This is a genomic window from Bacillus sp. 05T22, assembly GCF_056396765.1.
The window spans coordinates 1-19,997 of record NZ_JBFTMC010000083.1; the positions used below are offsets into that span (position 1 = coordinate 1).

Annotated in this window: 17 protein-coding genes; 5 read left to right on the forward strand and 12 right to left on the reverse strand. The window is 32.6% G+C overall.

The genetic code is table 11. From position 1 onward, the window contains the following. On the forward strand, nt 1–726 hold a 726-nt coding region (locus tag AC1DIT_RS20420), incomplete at its 5' end, for a hypothetical protein (RefSeq protein ID WP_476998373.1). Between the two features lie 160 nt (nt 727–886). Here AC1DIT_RS20420 and AC1DIT_RS20425 read toward each other — a convergent pair. The 11 genes from AC1DIT_RS20425 to AC1DIT_RS20475 all read right to left on the reverse strand — a co-directional run bounded on the left by AC1DIT_RS20425 (nt 887) and on the right by AC1DIT_RS20475 (nt 13,402). Beyond that, nucleotides 887–1,711, reverse strand: a complete 825-nt coding sequence (locus tag AC1DIT_RS20425; RefSeq protein WP_016115869.1) for a VanW family protein — start codon at nt 1,709–1,711, stop codon at nt 887–889. A 281-nt stretch (nt 1,712–1,992) separates the two neighbouring features. Next, on the reverse strand, nt 1,993–2,412 hold the full coding sequence (locus AC1DIT_RS20430) for a VOC family protein (RefSeq protein ID WP_016115870.1): 420 nt from the start codon (nt 2,410–2,412) through the stop codon (nt 1,993–1,995). A 196-nt stretch (nt 2,413–2,608) separates the two neighbouring features. Beyond that, nucleotides 2,609–3,895: an MFS transporter gene (locus tag AC1DIT_RS20435; RefSeq protein ID WP_016115871.1), complete on the reverse strand. Its 1,287-nt coding sequence runs from the start codon at nt 3,893–3,895 to the stop codon at nt 2,609–2,611. A 12-nt stretch (nt 3,896–3,907) separates the two neighbouring features. Then, a complete protein-coding gene (locus AC1DIT_RS20440; RefSeq protein WP_016115872.1) occupies nt 3,908–4,516 on the reverse strand; it encodes a TetR/AcrR family transcriptional regulator in 609 nt (202 codons plus the stop codon). 269 nt (nt 4,517–4,785) lie between these two features. Then, the gene (locus AC1DIT_RS20445) at nt 4,786–5,520 is read right to left on the reverse strand and encodes an ABC transporter permease (protein ID WP_016115873.1); all 735 of its coding nucleotides are present in this window, start codon (nt 5,518–5,520) and stop codon (nt 4,786–4,788) included. Further along, entirely contained in the window at nt 5,517–6,428 is a 912-nt protein-coding gene (locus AC1DIT_RS20450) for an ATP-binding cassette domain-containing protein (protein WP_016133212.1), read from the reverse strand. Before AC1DIT_RS20450 ends, AC1DIT_RS20445 begins: the two co-directional genes overlap by 4 nt. Before the next feature lie 302 nt (nt 6,429–6,730). Further along, nucleotides 6,731–7,564 carry a GNAT family N-acetyltransferase gene (locus tag AC1DIT_RS20455; RefSeq protein ID WP_016115875.1) on the reverse strand — a complete coding sequence of 278 codons (834 nt, stop codon included), beginning with the start codon at nt 7,562–7,564 and terminating at the stop codon, nt 6,731–6,733. A 263-nt stretch (nt 7,565–7,827) separates the two neighbouring features. After that, nucleotides 7,828–10,611, reverse strand: a complete 2,784-nt coding sequence (locus tag AC1DIT_RS20460) for a dynamin family protein (protein ID WP_016115876.1) — start codon at nt 10,609–10,611, stop codon at nt 7,828–7,830. 895 nt (nt 10,612–11,506) lie between these two features. After that, on the reverse strand, nt 11,507–12,139 hold the full coding sequence (locus AC1DIT_RS20465; protein WP_016115877.1) for a type 1 glutamine amidotransferase family protein: 633 nt from the start codon (nt 12,137–12,139) through the stop codon (nt 11,507–11,509). A gap of 358 nt (nt 12,140–12,497) precedes the next feature. Further along, the gene (locus AC1DIT_RS20470) at nt 12,498–12,698 is read right to left on the reverse strand and encodes a hypothetical protein (protein ID WP_016115878.1); all 201 of its coding nucleotides are present in this window, start codon (nt 12,696–12,698) and stop codon (nt 12,498–12,500) included. Between the two features lie 527 nt (nt 12,699–13,225). After that, nucleotides 13,226–13,402 (reverse strand): hypothetical protein, encoded by a 177-nt coding sequence (locus AC1DIT_RS20475; protein ID WP_016115879.1) that lies wholly within the window; start codon nt 13,400–13,402, stop codon nt 13,226–13,228. Between the two features lie 199 nt (nt 13,403–13,601). Here AC1DIT_RS20475 and AC1DIT_RS20480 point away from each other — a divergent pair, with 199 nt between their 5' ends. Further along, a complete protein-coding gene (locus AC1DIT_RS20480) occupies nt 13,602–14,375 on the forward strand; it encodes a Cof-type HAD-IIB family hydrolase (protein ID WP_016115880.1) in 774 nt (257 codons plus the stop codon). 501 nt (nt 14,376–14,876) lie between these two features. Here AC1DIT_RS20480 and AC1DIT_RS20485 read toward each other — a convergent pair. Beyond that, a complete protein-coding gene (locus AC1DIT_RS20485) occupies nt 14,877–15,041 on the reverse strand; it encodes a hypothetical protein (RefSeq protein ID WP_229161835.1) in 165 nt (54 codons plus the stop codon). 460 nt (nt 15,042–15,501) lie between these two features. Between AC1DIT_RS20485 and AC1DIT_RS20490 the strand changes: the two genes are divergently transcribed. From AC1DIT_RS20490 to AC1DIT_RS20500, 3 genes are read left to right on the forward strand one after another with little or no spacing between them, the layout of a single operon-like run. Beyond that, nucleotides 15,502–16,464, forward strand: coding sequence for an AAA family ATPase (locus AC1DIT_RS20490; RefSeq protein ID WP_016115882.1), 963 nt, complete (start codon nt 15,502–15,504; stop codon nt 16,462–16,464). Next, nucleotides 16,464–17,678 carry a DUF58 domain-containing protein gene (locus tag AC1DIT_RS20495; RefSeq protein WP_016115883.1) on the forward strand — a complete coding sequence of 405 codons (1,215 nt, stop codon included), beginning with the start codon at nt 16,464–16,466 and terminating at the stop codon, nt 17,676–17,678. The genes AC1DIT_RS20490 and AC1DIT_RS20495 overlap by 1 nt, the downstream gene beginning before the upstream one ends. Further along, a complete protein-coding gene (locus tag AC1DIT_RS20500) occupies nt 17,675–19,903 on the forward strand; it encodes a transglutaminase TgpA family protein (RefSeq protein WP_476998374.1) in 2,229 nt (742 codons plus the stop codon). The genes AC1DIT_RS20495 and AC1DIT_RS20500 overlap by 4 nt, the downstream gene beginning before the upstream one ends. The last annotated feature ends 94 nt before the right edge of the window (nt 19,904–19,997 follow it).

Genomic DNA, 19,997 nt, shown 5'->3' on the forward strand with positions numbered 1-19,997 from the left:
GTAGTAGACTGCACAAAAATTACAAGTATATTTCACGGTAGTTATGAAGACTTTAGCGTATTAGATGCGTTTGAAAAAACGAAACATTTTGATGAATGGAAAGAATACCTAAAGAACCCTGAGTATTACAAAAAATACCTACAAAGTCCTCCAGCTATACGTGCTAAATTAAAGGGGCGCAGTGGGTACGAGCGAGATAGCATCTTTTTAACAGAGTATAAAGGTCATTTTTATGTAATAAATGGAAATAATAGGGTCCTATTTGCTAAAGTTATTAATTCCCCTGTCTACGCAACTGTTACGGTATACAAACACGTTCCGGAACGTGTTACATTATTTGAAGCAGCAAAAGAATTAGGACTACACCTGGAGAATTTTCCTGATAAACCAGAGAAGACATATGTATATCTAACACGATTATTTGATTTTAACGAAAAACCAATTTTCCAACAGAGTTTTGAAGAATTCGGAACTTTAAAGGATCTGAGTGATTTCTTATATTTGTATACTAAAATCCCGGTAAAACCAGCAGCAACCAAGAAACTGTTTTCAGGTATGTTAACATCGATTAAAGCATCTAGAGATAAAAAAGAATTTATTACAGAACTATGTAAATACAGTGAGGAACATAATTTACTATATAGAACATACGATTGCTTTATTGTCAATTATGATATGTATGTTGAAAATAAAACAAAGAGTCTATCCCCATCCGTACATTCTTAAATGTTACTTTGAAATAAGGCTTGATTAAAACCCACAATCCAGCATTTTATAATAAATCAAAAAAATCCACTTCAACCATATTTTTTTGCCTTGAAAGATTTTATTTTAAAATTATCTACGCAGTTTTTTCAAATATCTTTAGATGAGTGAAGATCCTTGTCTATAAAGAACCCACAATTTTCTCATCATCTACTTCATATTTTACTAAGCAATCATTTTCCATGACTAGTTCTTTGTCAACTAAGTTACCTGTGACACGATCAACTATTTTTTTATAAACTTTATTTTGTCTGTATACTTGACCATCTACTTTTTTTGCAAAACGATGATCTTCTTCAACGATAGAATACGTATATGGAGGATACTGGGATGCCCTAATTTCACCATAGATGTATTCTTCGTCAAGATGTAGATTGACTTGATAGGAAATATTTGAATTGTTTCTCAATTTGAGATCAATAATACCATTCATCAAAGTGGCGCCTGTTCCAAATGGAATCACACGTCCATAGTCAGGGAATGGATCGAAACTATGACGATATCTTTCTACTGTTTCCAACTCTGAATGAAGAAACATCCAGTAGAGAAGATTCCCTAACTGACAGAGACCACCGCCTATTCCCTTTATCGCTTCGCCATTCATTAGAATAATTCCTTCTTTATATCCAGCCTTTTCACTGGAATTACCAACAAGATGCCAAAATGAAAATGTTTCTCCCGGTTTAATTACAACCTGGTTTATTTTGCAGACGGCTAGCTTTAGATTGGTGATTTTGTTATATTGTAGCTGTATATCCGTATCACCTAACTTTCTAATAAGCAAAGATTTATGTTTATAAATTCTGTAAGGTAATGGATTTTGCTCAAATGTTTTTGAAAATTTATGACCTTCAAGACGATCGCTTATTTTTTTAAACAGCCTACGTTGTCTGATTCTAATAGGAATTAAAAGAGGAAACCTTTGTGTTAATAATTTTCTTGCCATTGAGAGTTGAGCTCCTTTATATATTATTCATCTATATATTGTATTCAAATTTACACCTTATTCATCATCACTAAGCAAATTGATATGTATTTCTTACTGTATTACCTTATAGTACATATAAAGGTTCTGGTGCAAGGATAAACTAAAAGAGAATATAGCGCATATATTTCTAGCGAGATCGTATTTTATGCTATAAGTTCAAACACTTGGTGGATGAACTCTTTTTAATTTTGGCCAGACTGATTCTGTAAATCTACTGTTTATTGAATAATTAAAATCTCTTATTGCAATGTTAGGTATTTTTCTCTGAAGATGGAACTTAATTCACTCCAAACATCAAATTTATTACCATCTAAATCATAAAAAACAAAATTCTTTCCAGTATGTCCTCTGTTTTCAATCTCTCCAACTTTTATTTCTTTTTTAATAAAATCACTATGGATTGATTCAAGTGCATTTAAACCATTAACTTCAAATGTTAAAGAGAAGCGCTCTTCACCGCAAAAATCGTGAAAATTTAAGCTTTGATTTTCTTGGGATTTAACCAGGAAAAAACTTTGGTTTGCAAAGTTAAGAATAGCCTTGTCTTCGTCTTTATAGCTTAACTCTGCACCTAGTTTGTTTACATACCATTTTGAAGAAGGTTCTACATTGGTAACAGGAATATAAATAGTTCCAACCCTCAATAATTTATCTTTCATTCTATTTTCTCCTTTCAGTAACTTAAATAACATTAATAAATATGTTCTCTTTTTATGTACCTATTGCCTTTGTAAATTCTATAATTTTCCTTATGATGTTTCGTTAGTTCAACAAACATGCTCCATTAAATGCTCCGATTGAGGAAGATCGTTTTCCAGTTAGTTTCTTTTCATGCATTAGTGGAAAAACAACCCTTTAATAAGAAACAGGTACTTTTCTTTCATTCTTTTCACTAACTTTAGAGTCTAGCGTTTTTGTTATTATGTAGTACAAAAATGTACCAGTTAATCCTAGAATAAGAAGCAATCCCCCCATATATATGGGACGAATCCACTCTCCAACGATGATCAACAACGAAGATACAATCATTGCTCCGTAGAAAGTCAAGCTATTAAAAGCCATATAGGTGCTACGAGCGTTAGGTGGTGCGAGTTCCCCTATCATCGCCTGTTTAATAGGAACATACATCAGTTCACCAATGGTTCCAATAAACATGGCAATAAAAAGAAACAACACGCTATTTGTAAAAGCAAAAACACTAAAGCATATAGAAAAGATCAACATCCCTGTAACTAGAGTCCAGCGATCACTCCACTTTTTAAATAAGAATAATACRACACTTGATAGGAGAACTACAAGAATTGTATTCTCCGTTCGGAGAAAACCCAGCATCTTTGTGCCATCAAGCATGAAATCTATTCCAAACAATGAAGCTGAATGATGGGGTATATCTTTTTCAAGACGAATCCCAATATAGTTTGTTAAAGACTGTTCCAAGGAAAAGATCAAGATCGCTCCGAAAATATAAAACATAAACAGCTTATCTTTTAAAACGGTCGAATAGGTTTGAAACATCTCTATTGATGAAAATTTTTTCTTATAATTAGAAGACGTAGATGAAGGTTCAGGTGTATAGGTTTCTGTGATGAAGAATACGGTCATGAATACAGATAACAAAGAGATTAGTGAAATCCCAATAAATAACTCGAACAAGTGGTTTTTAAAAAGAAATGCTCCAATGATTCCTCCAATAGCAGTTGATAAATTACCCAACCAGTAGCTAATTGTAAATACGAGCTTTCTCGATTCAGAATTAGTAACATCAATGATCATAGCTTGTGCTGCTGGCTGAAACATTCCTCCACAAAACATATTGATGATAAAGAATGCTGCGGAAATATAAGGAAGGTTAAACCAAGGGGAATTACAAAGTGCTATAAACAGATACGAAAGCAATATACCAAGCTCAGAATAAATCATTATTTTTCTCCGACCTATTTTGTCTGAGACATGCCCCCCGATAAAACCTCCAATGATCCCACTAATCACAATTATTATAAGAATAATACCCGTTTCAGTAGCTCCGATTTTCTGAGCAAAATAGATTGCCAGAAAAGGTATAACAGCCATGGAAATAAGGCTGCCTAGAAATTGCATGGCCAGGCGAAGTTTGATGTTGGGATGTATATCTCTCAATTTCATATAAATCACTCCTTATTTATTAGAGATAGGTCCAAATAATCTCAGGGCTTGTATCGTTATATCCTTCCACATCAAGTTTGTATATTCATCAATAAACGTTAAACGCATTCCGTTTAAGATGGATAAGTACGACCCAGCAACTAATGAAGGTGATTCTTCATAAAAGTAACCCAGCCTTTGCCCTGCTTCAATAACCGGATGAATACAGTCTATAAATACATTTACGAAATCGTTTAGTTCTTTAAAAAGCTTTGGAAATCGATCAGGTCTCGCAAGAACCTGCTGAATTAGGCGTAGGTATTCACTTTTCATTGAAAAGAGTTGTACATGGCAATCTATCATTTCCTTCACAACTTCAAGAGGCTCACCTTTAAAGTGTTCTTCTATCTCAATAAAATATGGTTTGATTTCCTCCAATGGCTCCAAAATCGCTGATTCATATAGTGCTTCTTTTGAATCAAAATACGTAAATACGGTACCAAAGCTAACTCCTGCTTCTTTTGCTATTTCGGCAACTTTTGTCTCTGCAAAACCATTCTCACTATATAATTTAATTGCGGCGTTTAGGATAGTAGATCTTTTTCTTTTCTTTTTTTCATCATTAGTAAGTCTAGGTTCCATTCAGATACTCCTTTCATAATAAATGATTGATTAATCAATCAAATTTTATTGTAATTTGTTTCCATTGTCAATATAATGAAGGAATTTATTTTCATATTTTTACATTTAGTTATATTCGAACTTCGTAAACGAATAAATTCATTTATCATTTTAACCGAGAATCCCCCACCTCAAAGCTCTTGTAGAGGTAGGTGGGGGTAGTTCAATAATCGATATTAACATAAATATCAAGTCTTCTTTCAGCATGAAGTTCTTGTATCAGAGGCTTATTATCTAATTTTTCTATATTCATAGATTGACAAAGTGAGACCTAATATCAAAATAAAGAGAATACTGCAAGTTCCAATTGGATAGCTAATGAATGTTCGTCCCATACCTTCATGAGGGCTAAATATAAGTGGTACTATCCAAGGATACAAAAAATTTCCGGGTGAATTTACTAACATAATGTTGAAAAATAAAACTAAACACATCAATGTTACTACATAAAGAAAACTCTTCCATTTTATAGCGATCAAAGAAGCTATTGGTATTAAACAAAAATGCATGATTGCCATTAATGATACTACTTTAAGTTGCCTCATGAATAATTTAAATGTAAAAGGTAAATCTGTAATTAACATACCTAAACAGAAAGGTAGAACAAGTATTATAAGCATTGTAAATACAATAAAACTAAATATAATTAATAATTTACCAAAATAAAATTTCAACTTAGAAATAGGACTTGTAAATAAAATGAGATTGGTGCCTTCTTGGTATTCTCTAGAAAATATATATCCAGTTACAATATAGAAAGTAGCAGTACCAGTCATAAGGTTAAAGAATATATAGATTGTTTGATAATATTCATCCCACCCAGTTTGAGCTATAGAATATTTAGGGTTTGAAGCGTATATAAAAAATACAAGTAATACGGTGATCAATTGTAGTGAAGTAGTCAAATATAATAGTTTGGAACCTTTGAGTTTAATCAGTTCTGATTTTAGTACAGCTTGCATCATTTTTCACCACCTGTTATATTCATATAATAATCTTCCAGTGATTGTTTTAGTGTTACAATTTCAAAAACACCAATCCCAGAATTGACTAATGCTGTATTTAAGTGTGCTGTATTTTCTACGTGGTTATTTATCAAAATGCGTTCAGGAGTTAGTTGATAATCTAATTTATTTATCATACCTTTAAGAATATTAATACTTTCATCGATCTTATCAACCTTTAGACTCAAATGTTTTTTGAAATTCCCCTCTAATTCTCGCATACTACTTTCCTTTAGTAATTTACCTTCATGAATGATTCCAATTCTATTTGCTAACTGCTGTACTTCACTAAGAATATGGCTAGATATTAATATTGTCTTTTGATGTTCTGCAGCCAAATGAATAAGTAATTTGCGTATTTCTCTAATTCCAGCTGGGTCTAATCCATTTGTTGGTTCATCCAATAATAATAAGTCAGGATTATGTAGTAAAGAACGAGCAATACCCAAACGTTGCTTCATACCTAAAGAATAGTTTTTTACTTTTTTATCTCTAGCATGTTGTAAATTAACAATATCTAAAACTCGTTCAATTGCTTTCGATTCATGTATATCCATATAATTACTACTAATACGCAAGTTATCAATTGCATTTAAATTACCATAAAAACCTGGATATTCTATGATAACACCAATTTTTTTAAGAACCTCCCGATTATTGAAATCGAATTCTTTTCCAAAAAGGTATATATTACCTTTAGTTGGTTTTAATAACCCCATTATCATCCTTATCGTTGTGGTTTTCCCTGCACCATTTTCTCCTAACAGACCATATATTTCACCTTTTTTAATATGTAATGATATGTTGTCGACTACTGTTTTGGAATCATAAATTTTTGTAAGATGAGATGTTTCTAATACATATTCCATATACACGCCCCACTTTTTTTAATTAAGTATACAACACTAATTTACCAAATAAATACAAAACAAATAGATAGGCTACACTGAACTAGACAAAAAAATTAAGGTCAAGTAGACTACAAATAAATGCATATCTATGTTTAACCGTCGCAAGGAAAGTGTTAGGACTTACTGCCATTGACTATCAAGATAAGCCAAATAACCCCCACCTATGCAAAATGAAGTGCATCTCAATTGTTAAACTCACTCTAACTATTGGGGTGCACTTCATTTTTCTATTTGGTAGACATTTGCTATCTAAAACATTATTAATCCATGAATTCCCTATACACATGCATAATTTGAAAAGTTTCAAACCCTAACAATTTATACAGATTCTCTGCCTTACTATTCCCTTCTATATAACAAAGTTGAATAGAAGTAGCCCCTTTACTTAATGCTTTATTTATCCCAAACTGCGTAATTTTTTTGCCATATCCCTTCCCCTGATATGCCGGTGAAACCATAATATGATCTAAATATCCATCTTCAACAGTAACTGCTCCTACAAGTTGGTCATTATGTAACGTTACATATATCGGCTTGTTAGATAACGTCTTTTTGTCTTTTTCATTTAGCGGGATTACATAGGGCTTAAAATCATTTTTCACAGCTATTTCATAAAAACATTCTGTCCTACACTCGGCATATTGTTCGTAAAACTTATCTTCATAGGGAATGAATTCAATATCTACCTCTGGTTGAACTCCTCCCGTATAACACATACTTGGTGATCCAAACCACTTTTTATACCCGTACCTTTCGTAAAAAGCAGCTGGATTTTCTTTATCTACCCTCACTCCGGTTACTAAAATACTCGGATTTTCACTTTCTACAATCTTATAAATTTCTTGATGAAGTAACGTACCGATTCCTTTTCTTCTTTCTCTTGGATCTACATAAACTTGAATATCCCACTCTCTTTTCTCTTCATTTCTTATAATCACATAAGCAAAGCCTTTTACTCCTAATTCATCCCACACTAAAAAATTTTTAGAGTCCCTAAAAATTTTCATCATATTATTCAAATCATGATCTATTACTTCCATACTACTCATTTTTATAAGCTGCTCTAAATCTTCAAACTTACATTCCCTTATCATATAAAATTCTCCTCAAATTGAAATTTCGTCTTACTCCCCAACATTAAAGTATTCTCTAGAATACTTTAATTTCCTACAAAAGACATGAAAATGCACTCAGAACATCCGTTCTAACACAAACAAACCTTAACAAGGTGGAGGCCGCTTCATAAGAAAAAAATCATCAGGTCAACGTCTGATGATTTTTTTGTGCATTTTCTCTACGTAAACGTAAAGTAACTCCAAAATATATATTAAAAGTTGATTTTGGAGTTATTTTTTGTTTACTCTATGTTTGTTTCTAAAGTTAAATCTGTATAGGAATTATCCTCACCTATATTTAAGATTACTTCACATTGACGTAATCTCAATTCAAAGAGCGTTATAGAATCATGATAAACTTCAGGATTTGATTTCATTTTATGCAGTGTATCTTGTTTTTCTTGTATTTCTAAATGAGTGTTTGCTACAGCTTGTTTCAACGCGCCAAATGGATTTCTAAAGAACATATGAATATCCCGCTCTAGTGCGTTTTCAAATAGCTCAAATTGCAAGAAAAATTTGTTCATAATAGAAGCCGTTACATCGGTATAATCTTCATTTTCTAAATACTGTTTGTATTTGTTATATAGCATAGCTTTATTTTTAGGAAGAACTCCAAATAATTTACCGGCACTTTTCAGTAAAAATTGTGCTGGTGTAAATCGGCGTAAGATATTTACTTCTTCCATTTGTATTCTAGTTGTCATTCTATCAGTATCTCTGCGCCAGTCATCAAGCACTTTAAAGTCACATTCTAACCGTATTCGATTTTCTCCACATAAAGAATTAAGTCCTTCACTGATTTCTTCTAAGTACGATTGACTTTGAAGGAACTCGTTATTAGAAGTTGCAATCCAATTTTGCATAGAGCGAGCAAGATTAGGTAACACAGTTTGTTCTAGATATTTTTGAACTCTTTCGTTCATCGCTGTATTTAGTTCAATATCAATGTGTCCAAAATCGCTTTCTTCACTAATTAAATCAGAACAACTCTGCAATAGTTTCGGAATATGCTCTGTAAGATCATTGGTAATTTCGTTTTTCATTGTACGATATGATTCTGTAATTAAATGAATTTTTTCCTTCTCAAAAGCTGTAAGGTTATTAATAAAACCATTTAGTTTAACTAACATATCTTCATTCCAATTAATAGAATCCACTAGGTTGTTTTCCATCTCGACGCGTTTATCCAAAAGATATGTAATTGTTTTTCGAATGAAAAACAATAGCTTTTCAGTACGTTCTGCATCGATATTTTTATGGTTAAAGTTAAAATGAATAAACTCAGTTAAATCGTTTAGTTGTTGACTATTTGTATATAACGAAGAGTAAGGGAAAATTCTCGCATGCGGGAAATATGCGTTTATTCTCGCTTGCGTATCATGTATAACTCTTTTTGCTTCTGCTTCACTGTAAATGTTATCGATTTTATTTAATAAGAAATGAATTTGTAGATTTGGTGTATGTTCTTGAATACTTAATAGAATGTCACGTTCTTTGTCAGTAAAAGGTGAATCCGCATTCAATACGAATAATAATTCGTCTACAGAATTTAAATATTCGAATGTCTCATCTCTAGTGTCGTTGTTCCTATTAAAGCTAGGTGTAACAACGAATGCAAGTTTATTTTTACTTAAAAATCTGCATGGTAATTTAAATTCAACACATGCTCTATCTCTATATGTTTGGCGGTGTAGAGACATCATGTTATGGAAATCAGAGAAATTCTCAGTTGTTGTAATTGCTGAATCTGTTATATCGTTAATTTCTGTATGAGCATCATTTTTAAAGACAACTACATTTGAGATTGAGTTTTCTAATATATTTTCTCCTAGTATAGAGTTAATAAATGAAGCTTTTCCGTTTCCTGAAGTTCCAGTTACTAAAAGGCGATTTGTTCTTAAATCTGCAAGCTCGCCAACTAACCATCTAAATCGATGACCAATTTCTAAATTATTTTTTTGTGCCCACTGTGTAATAGATTCAAAAAGATGTAAACTATACTCTAAGCCATTCACATGATTAATAGAATATGACAGTAGGTTTTCCGCATGTTTTATATTTGCTGAATCTATTTTGGAAGGGAAAATCTCATCCCATGCCAATACTGCTGCAGATGGAAATACAGCATGAGACGGATTGGCTACCTTTAACCAATTTGCTAAAAAGTTTGGAATGATATCGTGTAATTGTCTTAGCATATATTGACCTTGAATTAATTCAAAGTACGTTTCTTCGTAAAGAGAAGAAATTTTGTCCCATATATCGGACGAATGTATTTCGATATGTAAGAAAAATTCATTTATTGTTTTAAGCCATAATAAGTAATTTTGTTCATTTTTATAGCTGTGCCAAAGTGATGAAACAATTTGCGTAAATTGTACTTGATCTACATTATTTAATGTAACTAATACTTTATAAAAATAGTCTGGTGAAATATTTTTAGTAAATCCTTTATCGATATATTCTTTTAGAACCTCAAACCATGGAAAAGATTCTGTTCGAATTAACTCATTCACAGCAAGCTCTACTGCACTGTCAAAATCTTGCTGTTCTTCATAAAAGGAACGTGCAATTGTTGTGACGTTTGGATAATCGGGATTTAAAGAAACCGCTTCTTTAATAACAGCGAAAGCTGAATCAAGATTATTTTGCTCGATGTAAAGAGACAGTAATTGCAGTACAATTTCGGTCATAAGTATTTTGTTATCAGTAGTAATGGAGGTATAAACATTTTCAGCAACTGATAATTGGTTAAGTTCGAAGTAAGCATCCGCAATATTTTTTTGTGCCCATGGTGCTAATTCATTACTGACTTTCTCCCATTTAAAAATAGCTGTTTCAAAATCTTGATGGTGATAATAAAATTCACCTTGTGCAAAACGAATATAAGATCCATCGGAAATCTCATTTTTTTGTTCGTTTAAATAAGCTCCTCCAAGTACTTGAAGAGGTGGATGTGTTTCATTCTCCATTAGGAATGTTTCATAATATATCTTTTTTATTAATTGTTTTTCTAATCTCATTTTTTCCCCCACTATATCTCGAAAAATACATTTTTCTCCATTTGTCAATACTTTTTTGTATTTATGCTTTTTATTTTAACAAAGAATTTCTTTTGGTAAATTTCAATTTCCTTTCATTTTTTAAGTAAGATTGAATTTTAATGAGAAAAGTTTCAGTTTTTTTTCAATTTCCTTTCAGTTGTGAAACAACATTAGATGTTCCTAATAACTTAATACGAATATAATATTCCATATTAAGTTGTAACATTCCATGTAGGGGTTCAGCCGAGATACGTGTAAAACTAGGTCACGACGATACATTATTTACCAATAATCGTTTTTCGTATTTTATCATAATAAAGTTGTTTACTTTTGCCCTTATAAACACTGATAACACCGTCCAAATAATTCGAACGGTGTTCAAAATAGTTGTTTATTCTTTTAAGACCTGTACTCATTTTACTCATAATCAGTAACAATAAAGTCATTTAAAAAACTAGAATATGAATAACTTATGCGTACCCGTTAAAAAGGAAAACTGAATTATTCCTCTCTCACTATAATAGTTTACTTTACTTGTATATAATCCTGTATTTTGGCAAAATAACTCCATGTTAAAGATATTACTGTGGATTTGAAATAAAGTCACGATGTTCATAAAAAGTTGCGATACTTTACCTCTCATGCCTATCAACTTAAGAATTTTATAACGCTCCCAAAACAAAAAATTGTACATTTTYACCTGGAGATGCCAAATTTCTCGTTTTGGGGTATTTGCTTTTCTTAGCTTGATTGTGATGTGGCGGTCCCCCCCCATAGACATTTTTAAGTTATATACAAAAAACATGCTTTGATATCGTCTAAAGCATGGTAATTATTTAAACTAATATAAAACTGCTAAGTTGATTTTTTTAGCTCATCTATTTATTGAATTCATTAACTGGAAGAAGTATTCAGGTTTATGAGTCTTATTTAGGTTATACCATGAATGTAATGTATCTGGTGCAAATACATCTAATTTTTTCAGTACTTCCATCGCAAATTCCAGAGGAGCTACTCCTGATGCAGTAACCAAATTCTCACAAGATACCGCAGGTCCCATCTCATAAAATTTTTCCCCTTTATAATTAGGGCAGACCATTTTAATATACTCTAAGTTATTGCTTGTATGCTTTCTAGAATCTAGGCATCCCATATTTGCGAGGGCCTCAGTTGCACCACAAATTGCAGCAACAATAGTGCCAAGATTTAAAGCTTCGCCAATTTTTTTCAAGATAGGTTGATGAATATCTTCTCTCCAAGTATTCCCTCCAGGTAAAACTAAAAGATCTTTACTCTCAAGAGTACATTCATCAAGGGAAATATCTGGTTTTATGCTCAGTCCTCCCATCGTAGTAATCATTTCTTTATTAGCTCCTACTGTAACTACTTTTAAAGGTGCTAAATCTTTTTTGAAATATCTTCCCGAGTTTAGTTCAGCAATTAAATATCCATATTCCCAGTCTGACATTGTATTAAATACATAAAGATACACTTTTTTTGTTTGCATCCAATAACACTCCAATCACAATTGATATAGCCTATTATAATATAACTTCCCTGACAGCTAACGTCAGGGAAGTTATATTAACGGGGGAATTGCCTTGAAAATGGGCTTACCGTTGTAAATCCGCATTTTCCTGACGGCACCCCATATAGAACAATTCATAAGAAGCTAATATTACCTCTTCTAGATAACTGTTTTTTCTCCCACAGTATGGTTTCTATTCACTAAATTTAAGTAAAAACGATATACCGTTGAATTGTAATATGGAGATATCCATAGGTACAGAAGACTAAGAGTAACCATTCCTATAATAGAACCTAAAATAAACCATCCATTAAATTTTTAAGTGTTAAATCCATTACTAGACACCTTTCCTATTAGATTGCTTCCATACCCCATTCTCTTTACGATAGGTGTTCTTGCCATTCATGAAGCCAGCTGTATTACCAGGAATGCTATATTTCTTATTCTTTTTCTTAGCCTTCTTCTTCAGCCTTTTCTCTTCTTGAACAGCTTGCAAATCCGCCTTCCATTGTTTCAACAAATCCTTTTCACGTCGCATCGAATTTGTACCCCTTGGATTAAAATATAAACCATATAATTAGATTCTACCTATTTTTATAAATATCCTTTAATTTGAATGTTAATTTTATCCAACAAAAAGAGAGCATCCTCGCTATTGGATGCTCTCAATGTGATTAGGGGTTTACCCTGAGCATTGAATAGGACACGAAGAACTCGTCCTATTACAATATATGCTTGTCCTTATCAATATGTTCATTAAAAAACATCCTTAAGTATCTCTCTTACAGTAAAAGCAATCAATTTTTTATCTATTCCATTTCTTTTTTTAAAATAAATTTTTACTAATGGCATAAAGACACTCCCTACATTTCCTTTACTGTATAGCATATGTATAAATAATTCGTTTGTAGTAACAAAATGCCCCTTCTATGTATTACTCCTTCTTAAACTAAACTACACGTTAGTTTAAGAGAATCCTTCACAATCTCATCTAAACTTTAACATAGATTTGTTATCCAACAACCGGGCGCAATTGTTGAACAAGAAGTAAAAGGGTGATACATATTATAGGTGATTATTTGAATTTTTTTTATATTCTTCAATACGTTCCTCAAATGTAATTCTTGGATAATCACCAGAAAAAAATTTTGATTTACTGTTATGGTATTCATGCAATTTATCTAATGAGTTTCTTATTATCTCTATTTCATCGAGAGTGATATGTTTATTAATAATTCCCATCCTTCAACATCTCCAATAATATATATTTATTTAAGCATAAGTATAGCGTAATTATTTATTAAACTATACTCTCGTTAGAAATGTTGCTTATTAACATATTTATACTTATTATATTATTAGAATGTATAATTTTCTGATTATTTTTAATTTCAGGCACTTACCTTCTAACTTATTTATTAATTATTAAAGGAGCTATCTTATGGATTATAGAATTGTATTTTTTGATGTTGATGGAACCCTTACACACCATGAGAATGGTCGTATTTCAGATAATACTAAAGAAGCTATAAAAGCACTGAAAAATAAAGGGTTAAGGGTAGTTGCAGCAACAGGAAGACCGTTATCCATGTGCAATGAAATAAGAAAATTAGGAGTAGATACGTTTATCACAGCGAATGGAGCTTATGTGAAGCATACTCAAGAAGTTCTTCATAAAGTACCAATGGATAAAAGCATTATTCGTGAAGTGGTTGAATTTGCATATGTTGAAAATAACGGGCTATCGTTCTTTACAGAAGATTTTAGTATGAATGGTATAAAAGATAAAAAAATACTAGCAGCATTGAGTGAAACGTTGTCATTAAATGATTATCCAACTATAAATAAACATATTTATAATCAAGAGGTTTATTTGATGTGTTTGTATGCTACCGATGAAACGGTGAAGAAATACATTCACAAGTTCCCACATTTAACATTTAGCAGATGGCACCCTTTTATTTTAAATGTATTACAAGAAGAAGTATCCAAATCTTTAGCAATAAAAAAAGTCTTACAGTATTTTGAAATTGATAAATCAGAAGCTATTGCGTTTGGAGATGGTGGAAATGATATAGACATGTTGGAATTAGTAGGACTAGGGATTGCTATGGGAAATGGCAATGAACAATTAAAAGCAGTTGCAGATTTCGTCACGAAAAAGTCCAGTGAAGACGGAATCGACTATGCACTGAGAAAATGTGGGATTATTTAAGAATCTAGTTAGTTTCCTAATTTCTAGGTGATCATACTAAAAAGGTGCTTTCATGTACAGAAAACACTTTTTCAGTCTACAACTATTTTTTAACAGTCTAATACTTTTTTCTATAGCCTAAAACATTTTTTTAATGGAACATCTGAAAATATGAGATGTCTTAGTTATTGAATTAGCTGTAACAAAATACTGTATCAAAAATAATTCGTAACATAATTGAATTCAAACCTTTTTGTTACAACAAAATATGGTATTGGAAATAAAATACAGGCTATGACCCAAAATTACATGTATCTCGGTCGAACCCCATGCCCATCAACTTAAGAATTTTATAACGCCCCCAAAACAAAAAATTGTACATTTTCACCTGGAGATGCCAATTTTCTTGTTTCGGGGTATTCGCTTTTCTTAGCTTGATGGCGATGTGGCGATGTGGCGAGAACCCCATTAAGGCTGTATGGTGTTCCGTCACTTTACAGCCTTTTGTTTAAAACGAACGCTTTACTCGAAAATTTTTATCTCTTCCTTAATAAATATTGTAATGTAGTAAAATTGTCTAGTTTCCTTTTTTGTTCTACCTTTTGCAATGTGCTGAATATCTTTTGGATAATCATGAAGCCAGATTCGTGGATTGTAATACAACGTAACAAGCATAACGACAGACAAAATAGTCCCTTCCAATAGAATACATGACAGATCAAGCATTATATATTCGTCACCTTCCGACACGGATTATCCTATTGTTTTATTGTATGTAAGGAATTTATTTTTCTTCAACGATACTATTATACATAAAACTAGAAATCATTATTTACTGTTTTGCCCTTGGTTACGGCAACAATTATACTAGATGTAATCCGAATTTATAATCTGAATATTTTTGAAATTAAGAGTAGGATTTCCTTTGAGGACATAGAAATTATAAAGTATATCACCATGATTTTTTAACATGTAAGTTTCTTCCTATTTATATAAGTTCTCAATATGAACTTATATAATACCATTACTAATTACCTCTTAGATTACTATCATACTGCAATAAAATGAAGGAACTCCTTTTCTTTAACATAAGTTCTATTTTCCACTAAATGAATTAGAAAACGATAATAAAATTAGGAGGATTACGATGACCCAGCTTGATTCATTACATCCCATTGTAGAAAAAATAATCAACAATATTGAAAAATTAATGGTCGGAAAACGAAAAGAAACGATCTTAGCCTTGACAGTCCTCTTAGCTGAAGGTCATGTACTATTAGAAGATGTTCCCGGTGTCGGGAAAACAATGCTAGTACGTGCTCTTTCTAAATCAATTGATGCCGATTACAAGCGAATTCAATTCACACCTGATTTACTGCCGTCAGATGTAACAGGTGTTTCTATTTATAATCCAAAAGAGCTCCAATTTGAGTTCAAGCCTGGACCAATTATGGGGAATTTTGTACTTGCTGATGAAATTAATCGTACATCTCCAAAGACACAATCTGCCTTACTTGAAAGTATGGAAGAAGGCAATATCACAATAGATGGCATTACAAGACCGTTACCAAAACCGTTCTTTGTAATGGCTACTCAAAATCCGGTCGAATATGAGGGAACATACCCTTTACCAGAAGCTCAGCTCGATCGTTTCTTGTTGAAGCTAAAAATGGGATATCCTACACCAGAAGAAGAATTTGAAATTTTAAACCGGATGGAAAAAATAAATCCACTCTCCCGTTTACAAGCTATTACTACAATAGAAGAATTACTTTATTTACAACAAAGCGTCCGGGAAGTAAGCATGGACAAAGCAATCAAGCATTACATTGTAAAGCTTGTTAATCAGACTCGTTCTTATAGTTCTATACAGCTAGGTGCAAGTCCACGCGGCTCAATTGCTTTAATGAAAGCTTCACAGGCTTATGCATTCATCCATGGCAGAAATTATGTTATTCCAGACGATGTTAAATTTTTAGCTCCTTACGTTTTAGCTCACAGACTTATTCTAAAAATGGAAGCAAAATTTGAAGGAATAACAGGAGAAAAAGTTATCGCCAAAATCGTTGCACGAACTACCGTGCCGACTCAAAGGACGATGAACCTTTGATGAAACGACTACTACGAGCACTATATCACGTTACCAAGTTATTGCTAATCCCTTTATGCCTAGTCTTAACATTTATGTACGCTATGCTTCAAGGAGGATTTGTAAGTTGGTTTTTGTTTTACAGTACGATTCCTATTGGCCTTTATTCACTACTACTCCCCTTCTACGTTTTACTTGATGCTGAAGTAAAACGAATAACAAACCAAAACGAATATGTAGCAGGAGAACAATTTTTAAGCACTATTACAATAAAAAGAAAATTTCCTTTTCCCTTACTTTATTTAGTTGTAGAAGATGAACTGCCACCACAATTTACAAGTTGTAGACAAACAAAGACGAATAAGGTAATACTCTTTCCAGGATTAAAACGAAATATTTCGTTTCAATATGTTATTGACACAATCCCTAGAGGAGAGCACACTTTTTCAAGCGTACGTGTCAAAACTGGCGATCTATTCGGTATGATGGAGAAAGAAGTAACTTTTTCAGTTCCAGATACATTTTTAGTCTATCCCCAGTATGTAGATATAACGTATCGACAATTGGAAAATCATTTCGAACAAGGAGCGCTTTCAGCAAATATAAATTTAGCAAAAGACTCTACGGTCTCTGTCGGTGTCAGAGAATATAAACCTGGTGACCGCTTTTCATGGATTGATTGGAAAGCAACTGCACGAACAAACAATATTATGACGAAAGAGTTTGAACAACAGCGCAGCCATAATATCATGATATTCATGGACAGAACCCAATCCCCTCTATTCGAATCAGTCGTAACGTTTACTGCCTCTATTGTGAGGGCTGTCTTGAAGCAAAATTCACCAGCGTCATTCGTGTCTGTCGGAAAAGAACGAACTATTTTCCCTTTAGACAATGGAGATACTCAGTTGCAACAAGTCTTTTGTCATTTAGCGAAAGTACAAGCAGACAGTGTATTCCCGCTCTCTCGAAGTGTAGAAATGGAATTAAGAAAAATTTATCAGTCCGCAACGATTATACTCGTGACAAGCGATCTTTCTCCCGATATTCAAAAGGCAGCTGATTGTGCTGCTATAAAAAATAGAAAATTAATGGTGTTTGTCGTGAAAGAAAAAGCGAACCAACTCTCACATCGAGAACTAAGTATACTAGAAACTCTACAAAAACGAAAAATATTTGTAAAAGCGGTTTATGAAAACCGGTATACAAACGTGTTTTTTGAGGTGAGCAAATGATAACATTACAAACAAAAAACCAATGGGATATGAGCAGATTCTTCATGCATGTATGTGGACTTCTTCTTTTACTAGAATGGCTAAGACCCCTTATAGGTATTACAAACGTAGGTAGCTTAGATATTTTTGTAATATTTATAGGAATTTGCTTCACTCTCTCTTTTTTTCAAACAAGGTGGCAGATTGCAATAAAGATCGTCACGATCTTATTCATCATTCATTCCCTGTATTATAAAAATGCTTTTATAAATCCATCTTGGCTAACAACGTTTTTTTCTGATATTTCTCGAAATTCCTCCCTGTTWTTYCARGGGAATTTGCTAGATATTTCTCCAGTTTTTCCRACMYTTTTATTTTTTCTATCATTTTGGTTTTTGAGTTCTTTCATCTCTTTTTGGATGATTCATAAAAAACGTGGATTGTTATTTCTTGTATTGACTATTATTTATATCACAACTTTTCATAACTTACATTTATACAATGCAAACTACGCTATTATTCGTACTGTTGTCATCGGCTTTTTTATGCTTAGTCTTCTTCAAATAGAACGAATAAAAGAGATTGAAAACTTACAAAATTATGCTAGAGAAATCTCAAAATTACTTAGGCCTCTTACAATATTTATTGTATTGTCAGCAACCATCGCATACTTTGCTCCAAAATTTGGCCCTCAATGGCCAAACCCAATGGATTTTTTAAAATTCAACACATCCGAAGCAAGTAAAAAACAAGAAGTTTCTAAAATTGGGTATGGTTTAGATGACTCGCAATTAGGCGGTCCTTTTAAGGCGGATAATACAATTGTTTTTACAGCACAAACGCAAAACAAACAATATTGGAGAGTAGAAACAAAAGATTTTTATACAGGAAAAGGCTGGGAGGTTTCTGAAAAGCCGAAAAAGGTTTCTTTTAAAAATAAAAACGACGTCGTGAGGTGGTACGAACAAAATACAAAAACGGAGACAACCGAAGCAACAATCACCATGCAAAAAAGTTATCCTCACCTTACCTATCCAGCAGGATTAGTATCAGTTGAGGCTTCTTCTGATGTATCATACAGTGTTGACCCATTTTCAGAAAAAATCTATACGATGCACGGAGACTCTTCTACTACTTTAAATTCGTATAAAGTGACATATGAGATCCCGAGGTTTTCCATAGAAAATTTGAAAGCTGTAAAAACGAATGAAGGTCATGAAACAAGTTCTTATTTCATGACAAAGTACACACAACTTCCCGAATCATTACCGCAGCGAGTAAAAGACTTGGCTGTCAATCTTACAAATGATAAAGACAACCGATATGATAAAGTATTAGCTATTGAAAATTACTTCACAGACAATTCTTTTGTATACGAAACAATGAATGTCAGGATTCCTGCCAAAAACCAAGATTATGTAGATCAATTCCTTTTTGATACAAAAAGCGGCTACTGTAATAATTTTTCGGCGTCTATGATCGTGTTACTTCGTTCTGTCRGGATTCCCGCTCGCTGGGTAAAAGGCTATACAGAAGGAACTCTTGAGAATACATTTGCTGGTACAGAAGGTGAGAATGTTTATAAAATCGCGAACAATAACGCACACTCTTGGGTCGAAGTATATTTTCCAGGATACGGATGGATTCCATTCGAACCAACAAAAGGATTTACCAATCCCTATAATTTTATAAATAATACTCCTGCTTCTACTTCACAAAATAGCGAAGAAAATAATTCTAAAAACGAGCAAATACACCAACGGAACAATGAAGCAAAGCTCAAAAGTTTAATAGAAAATACAGAAGAAGCCTCTACTAAAAAGATCACAAATTCTAAAAATGGGTTTTCTTGGTGGTACGTATTCCTCTCTACGATACCGATTAGTATCATGGGATACATTCTCTTCACCACTAGAATGAAATGGATTACATTTTTTATTATTCTTTTCTATAAATACCGAAAAGATGATGCTGTTTATCTAAAAGCTTACGGTGCACTTCTAAAACAATTTGCGAGAATCGGCATACCACGAGGTGAAAGTCAAACATTCCGAGAATACGCTCTCCGCATCGATACACTTTACAACTCGACTGATATGCAACAACTTACTTTCAGTTATGAGAACGCTATGTATCAAAAGGGACAGGCCGCAGCCGAATGGAAGAAATCCGTACACTTATGGGAAGTGCTTATGAAAAAAGCAGCTTCTCTGCCTAAATCAAATGACTTCGATGCAGTGATTTAATTTTGATAATGTGAGTTTAAAGAAAATACCTCAAAGACTAAAATGTACCCTATGGAATAGACACTTAAAAAAAGTCTATTCTATAGGGTATTTC

Coding starts and splice junctions, on each gene's coding strand:
- AC1DIT_RS20430 (WP_016115870.1), bottom strand. CDS start 2,412: ATGAAAGATAAATTATTGAGGGTTGGAACTATTTATATTCCTGTTACC.
- AC1DIT_RS20425 (WP_016115869.1), bottom strand. CDS start 1,711: ATGGCAAGAAAATTATTAACACAAAGGTTTCCTCTTTTAATTCCTATT.
- AC1DIT_RS20440 (WP_016115872.1), bottom strand. CDS start 4,516: ATGGAACCTAGACTTACTAATGATGAAAAAAAGAAAAGAAAAAGATCT.
- AC1DIT_RS20465 (WP_016115877.1), bottom strand. CDS start 12,139: ATGCAAACAAAAAAAGTGTATCTTTATGTATTTAATACAATGTCAGAC.
- AC1DIT_RS20475 (WP_016115879.1), bottom strand. CDS start 13,402: ATGGGAATTATTAATAAACATATCACTCTCGATGAAATAGAGATAATA.
- AC1DIT_RS20460 (WP_016115876.1), bottom strand. CDS start 10,611: ATGAGATTAGAAAAACAATTAATAAAAAAGATATATTATGAAACATTC.
- AC1DIT_RS20490 (WP_016115882.1), top strand. CDS start 15,502: ATGACCCAGCTTGATTCATTACATCCCATTGTAGAAAAAATAATCAAC.
- AC1DIT_RS20450 (WP_016133212.1), bottom strand. CDS start 6,428: ATGGAATATGTATTAGAAACATCTCATCTTACAAAAATTTATGATTCC.
- AC1DIT_RS20470 (WP_016115878.1), bottom strand. CDS start 12,698: ATGCGACGTGAAAAGGATTTGTTGAAACAATGGAAGGCGGATTTGCAA.
- AC1DIT_RS20480 (WP_016115880.1), top strand. CDS start 13,602: ATGGATTATAGAATTGTATTTTTTGATGTTGATGGAACCCTTACACAC.
- AC1DIT_RS20455 (WP_016115875.1), bottom strand. CDS start 7,564: ATGATAAGGGAATGTAAGTTTGAAGATTTAGAGCAGCTTATAAAAATG.
- AC1DIT_RS20495 (WP_016115883.1), top strand. CDS start 16,464: ATGAAACGACTACTACGAGCACTATATCACGTTACCAAGTTATTGCTA.
- AC1DIT_RS20445 (WP_016115873.1), bottom strand. CDS start 5,520: ATGATGCAAGCTGTACTAAAATCAGAACTGATTAAACTCAAAGGTTCC.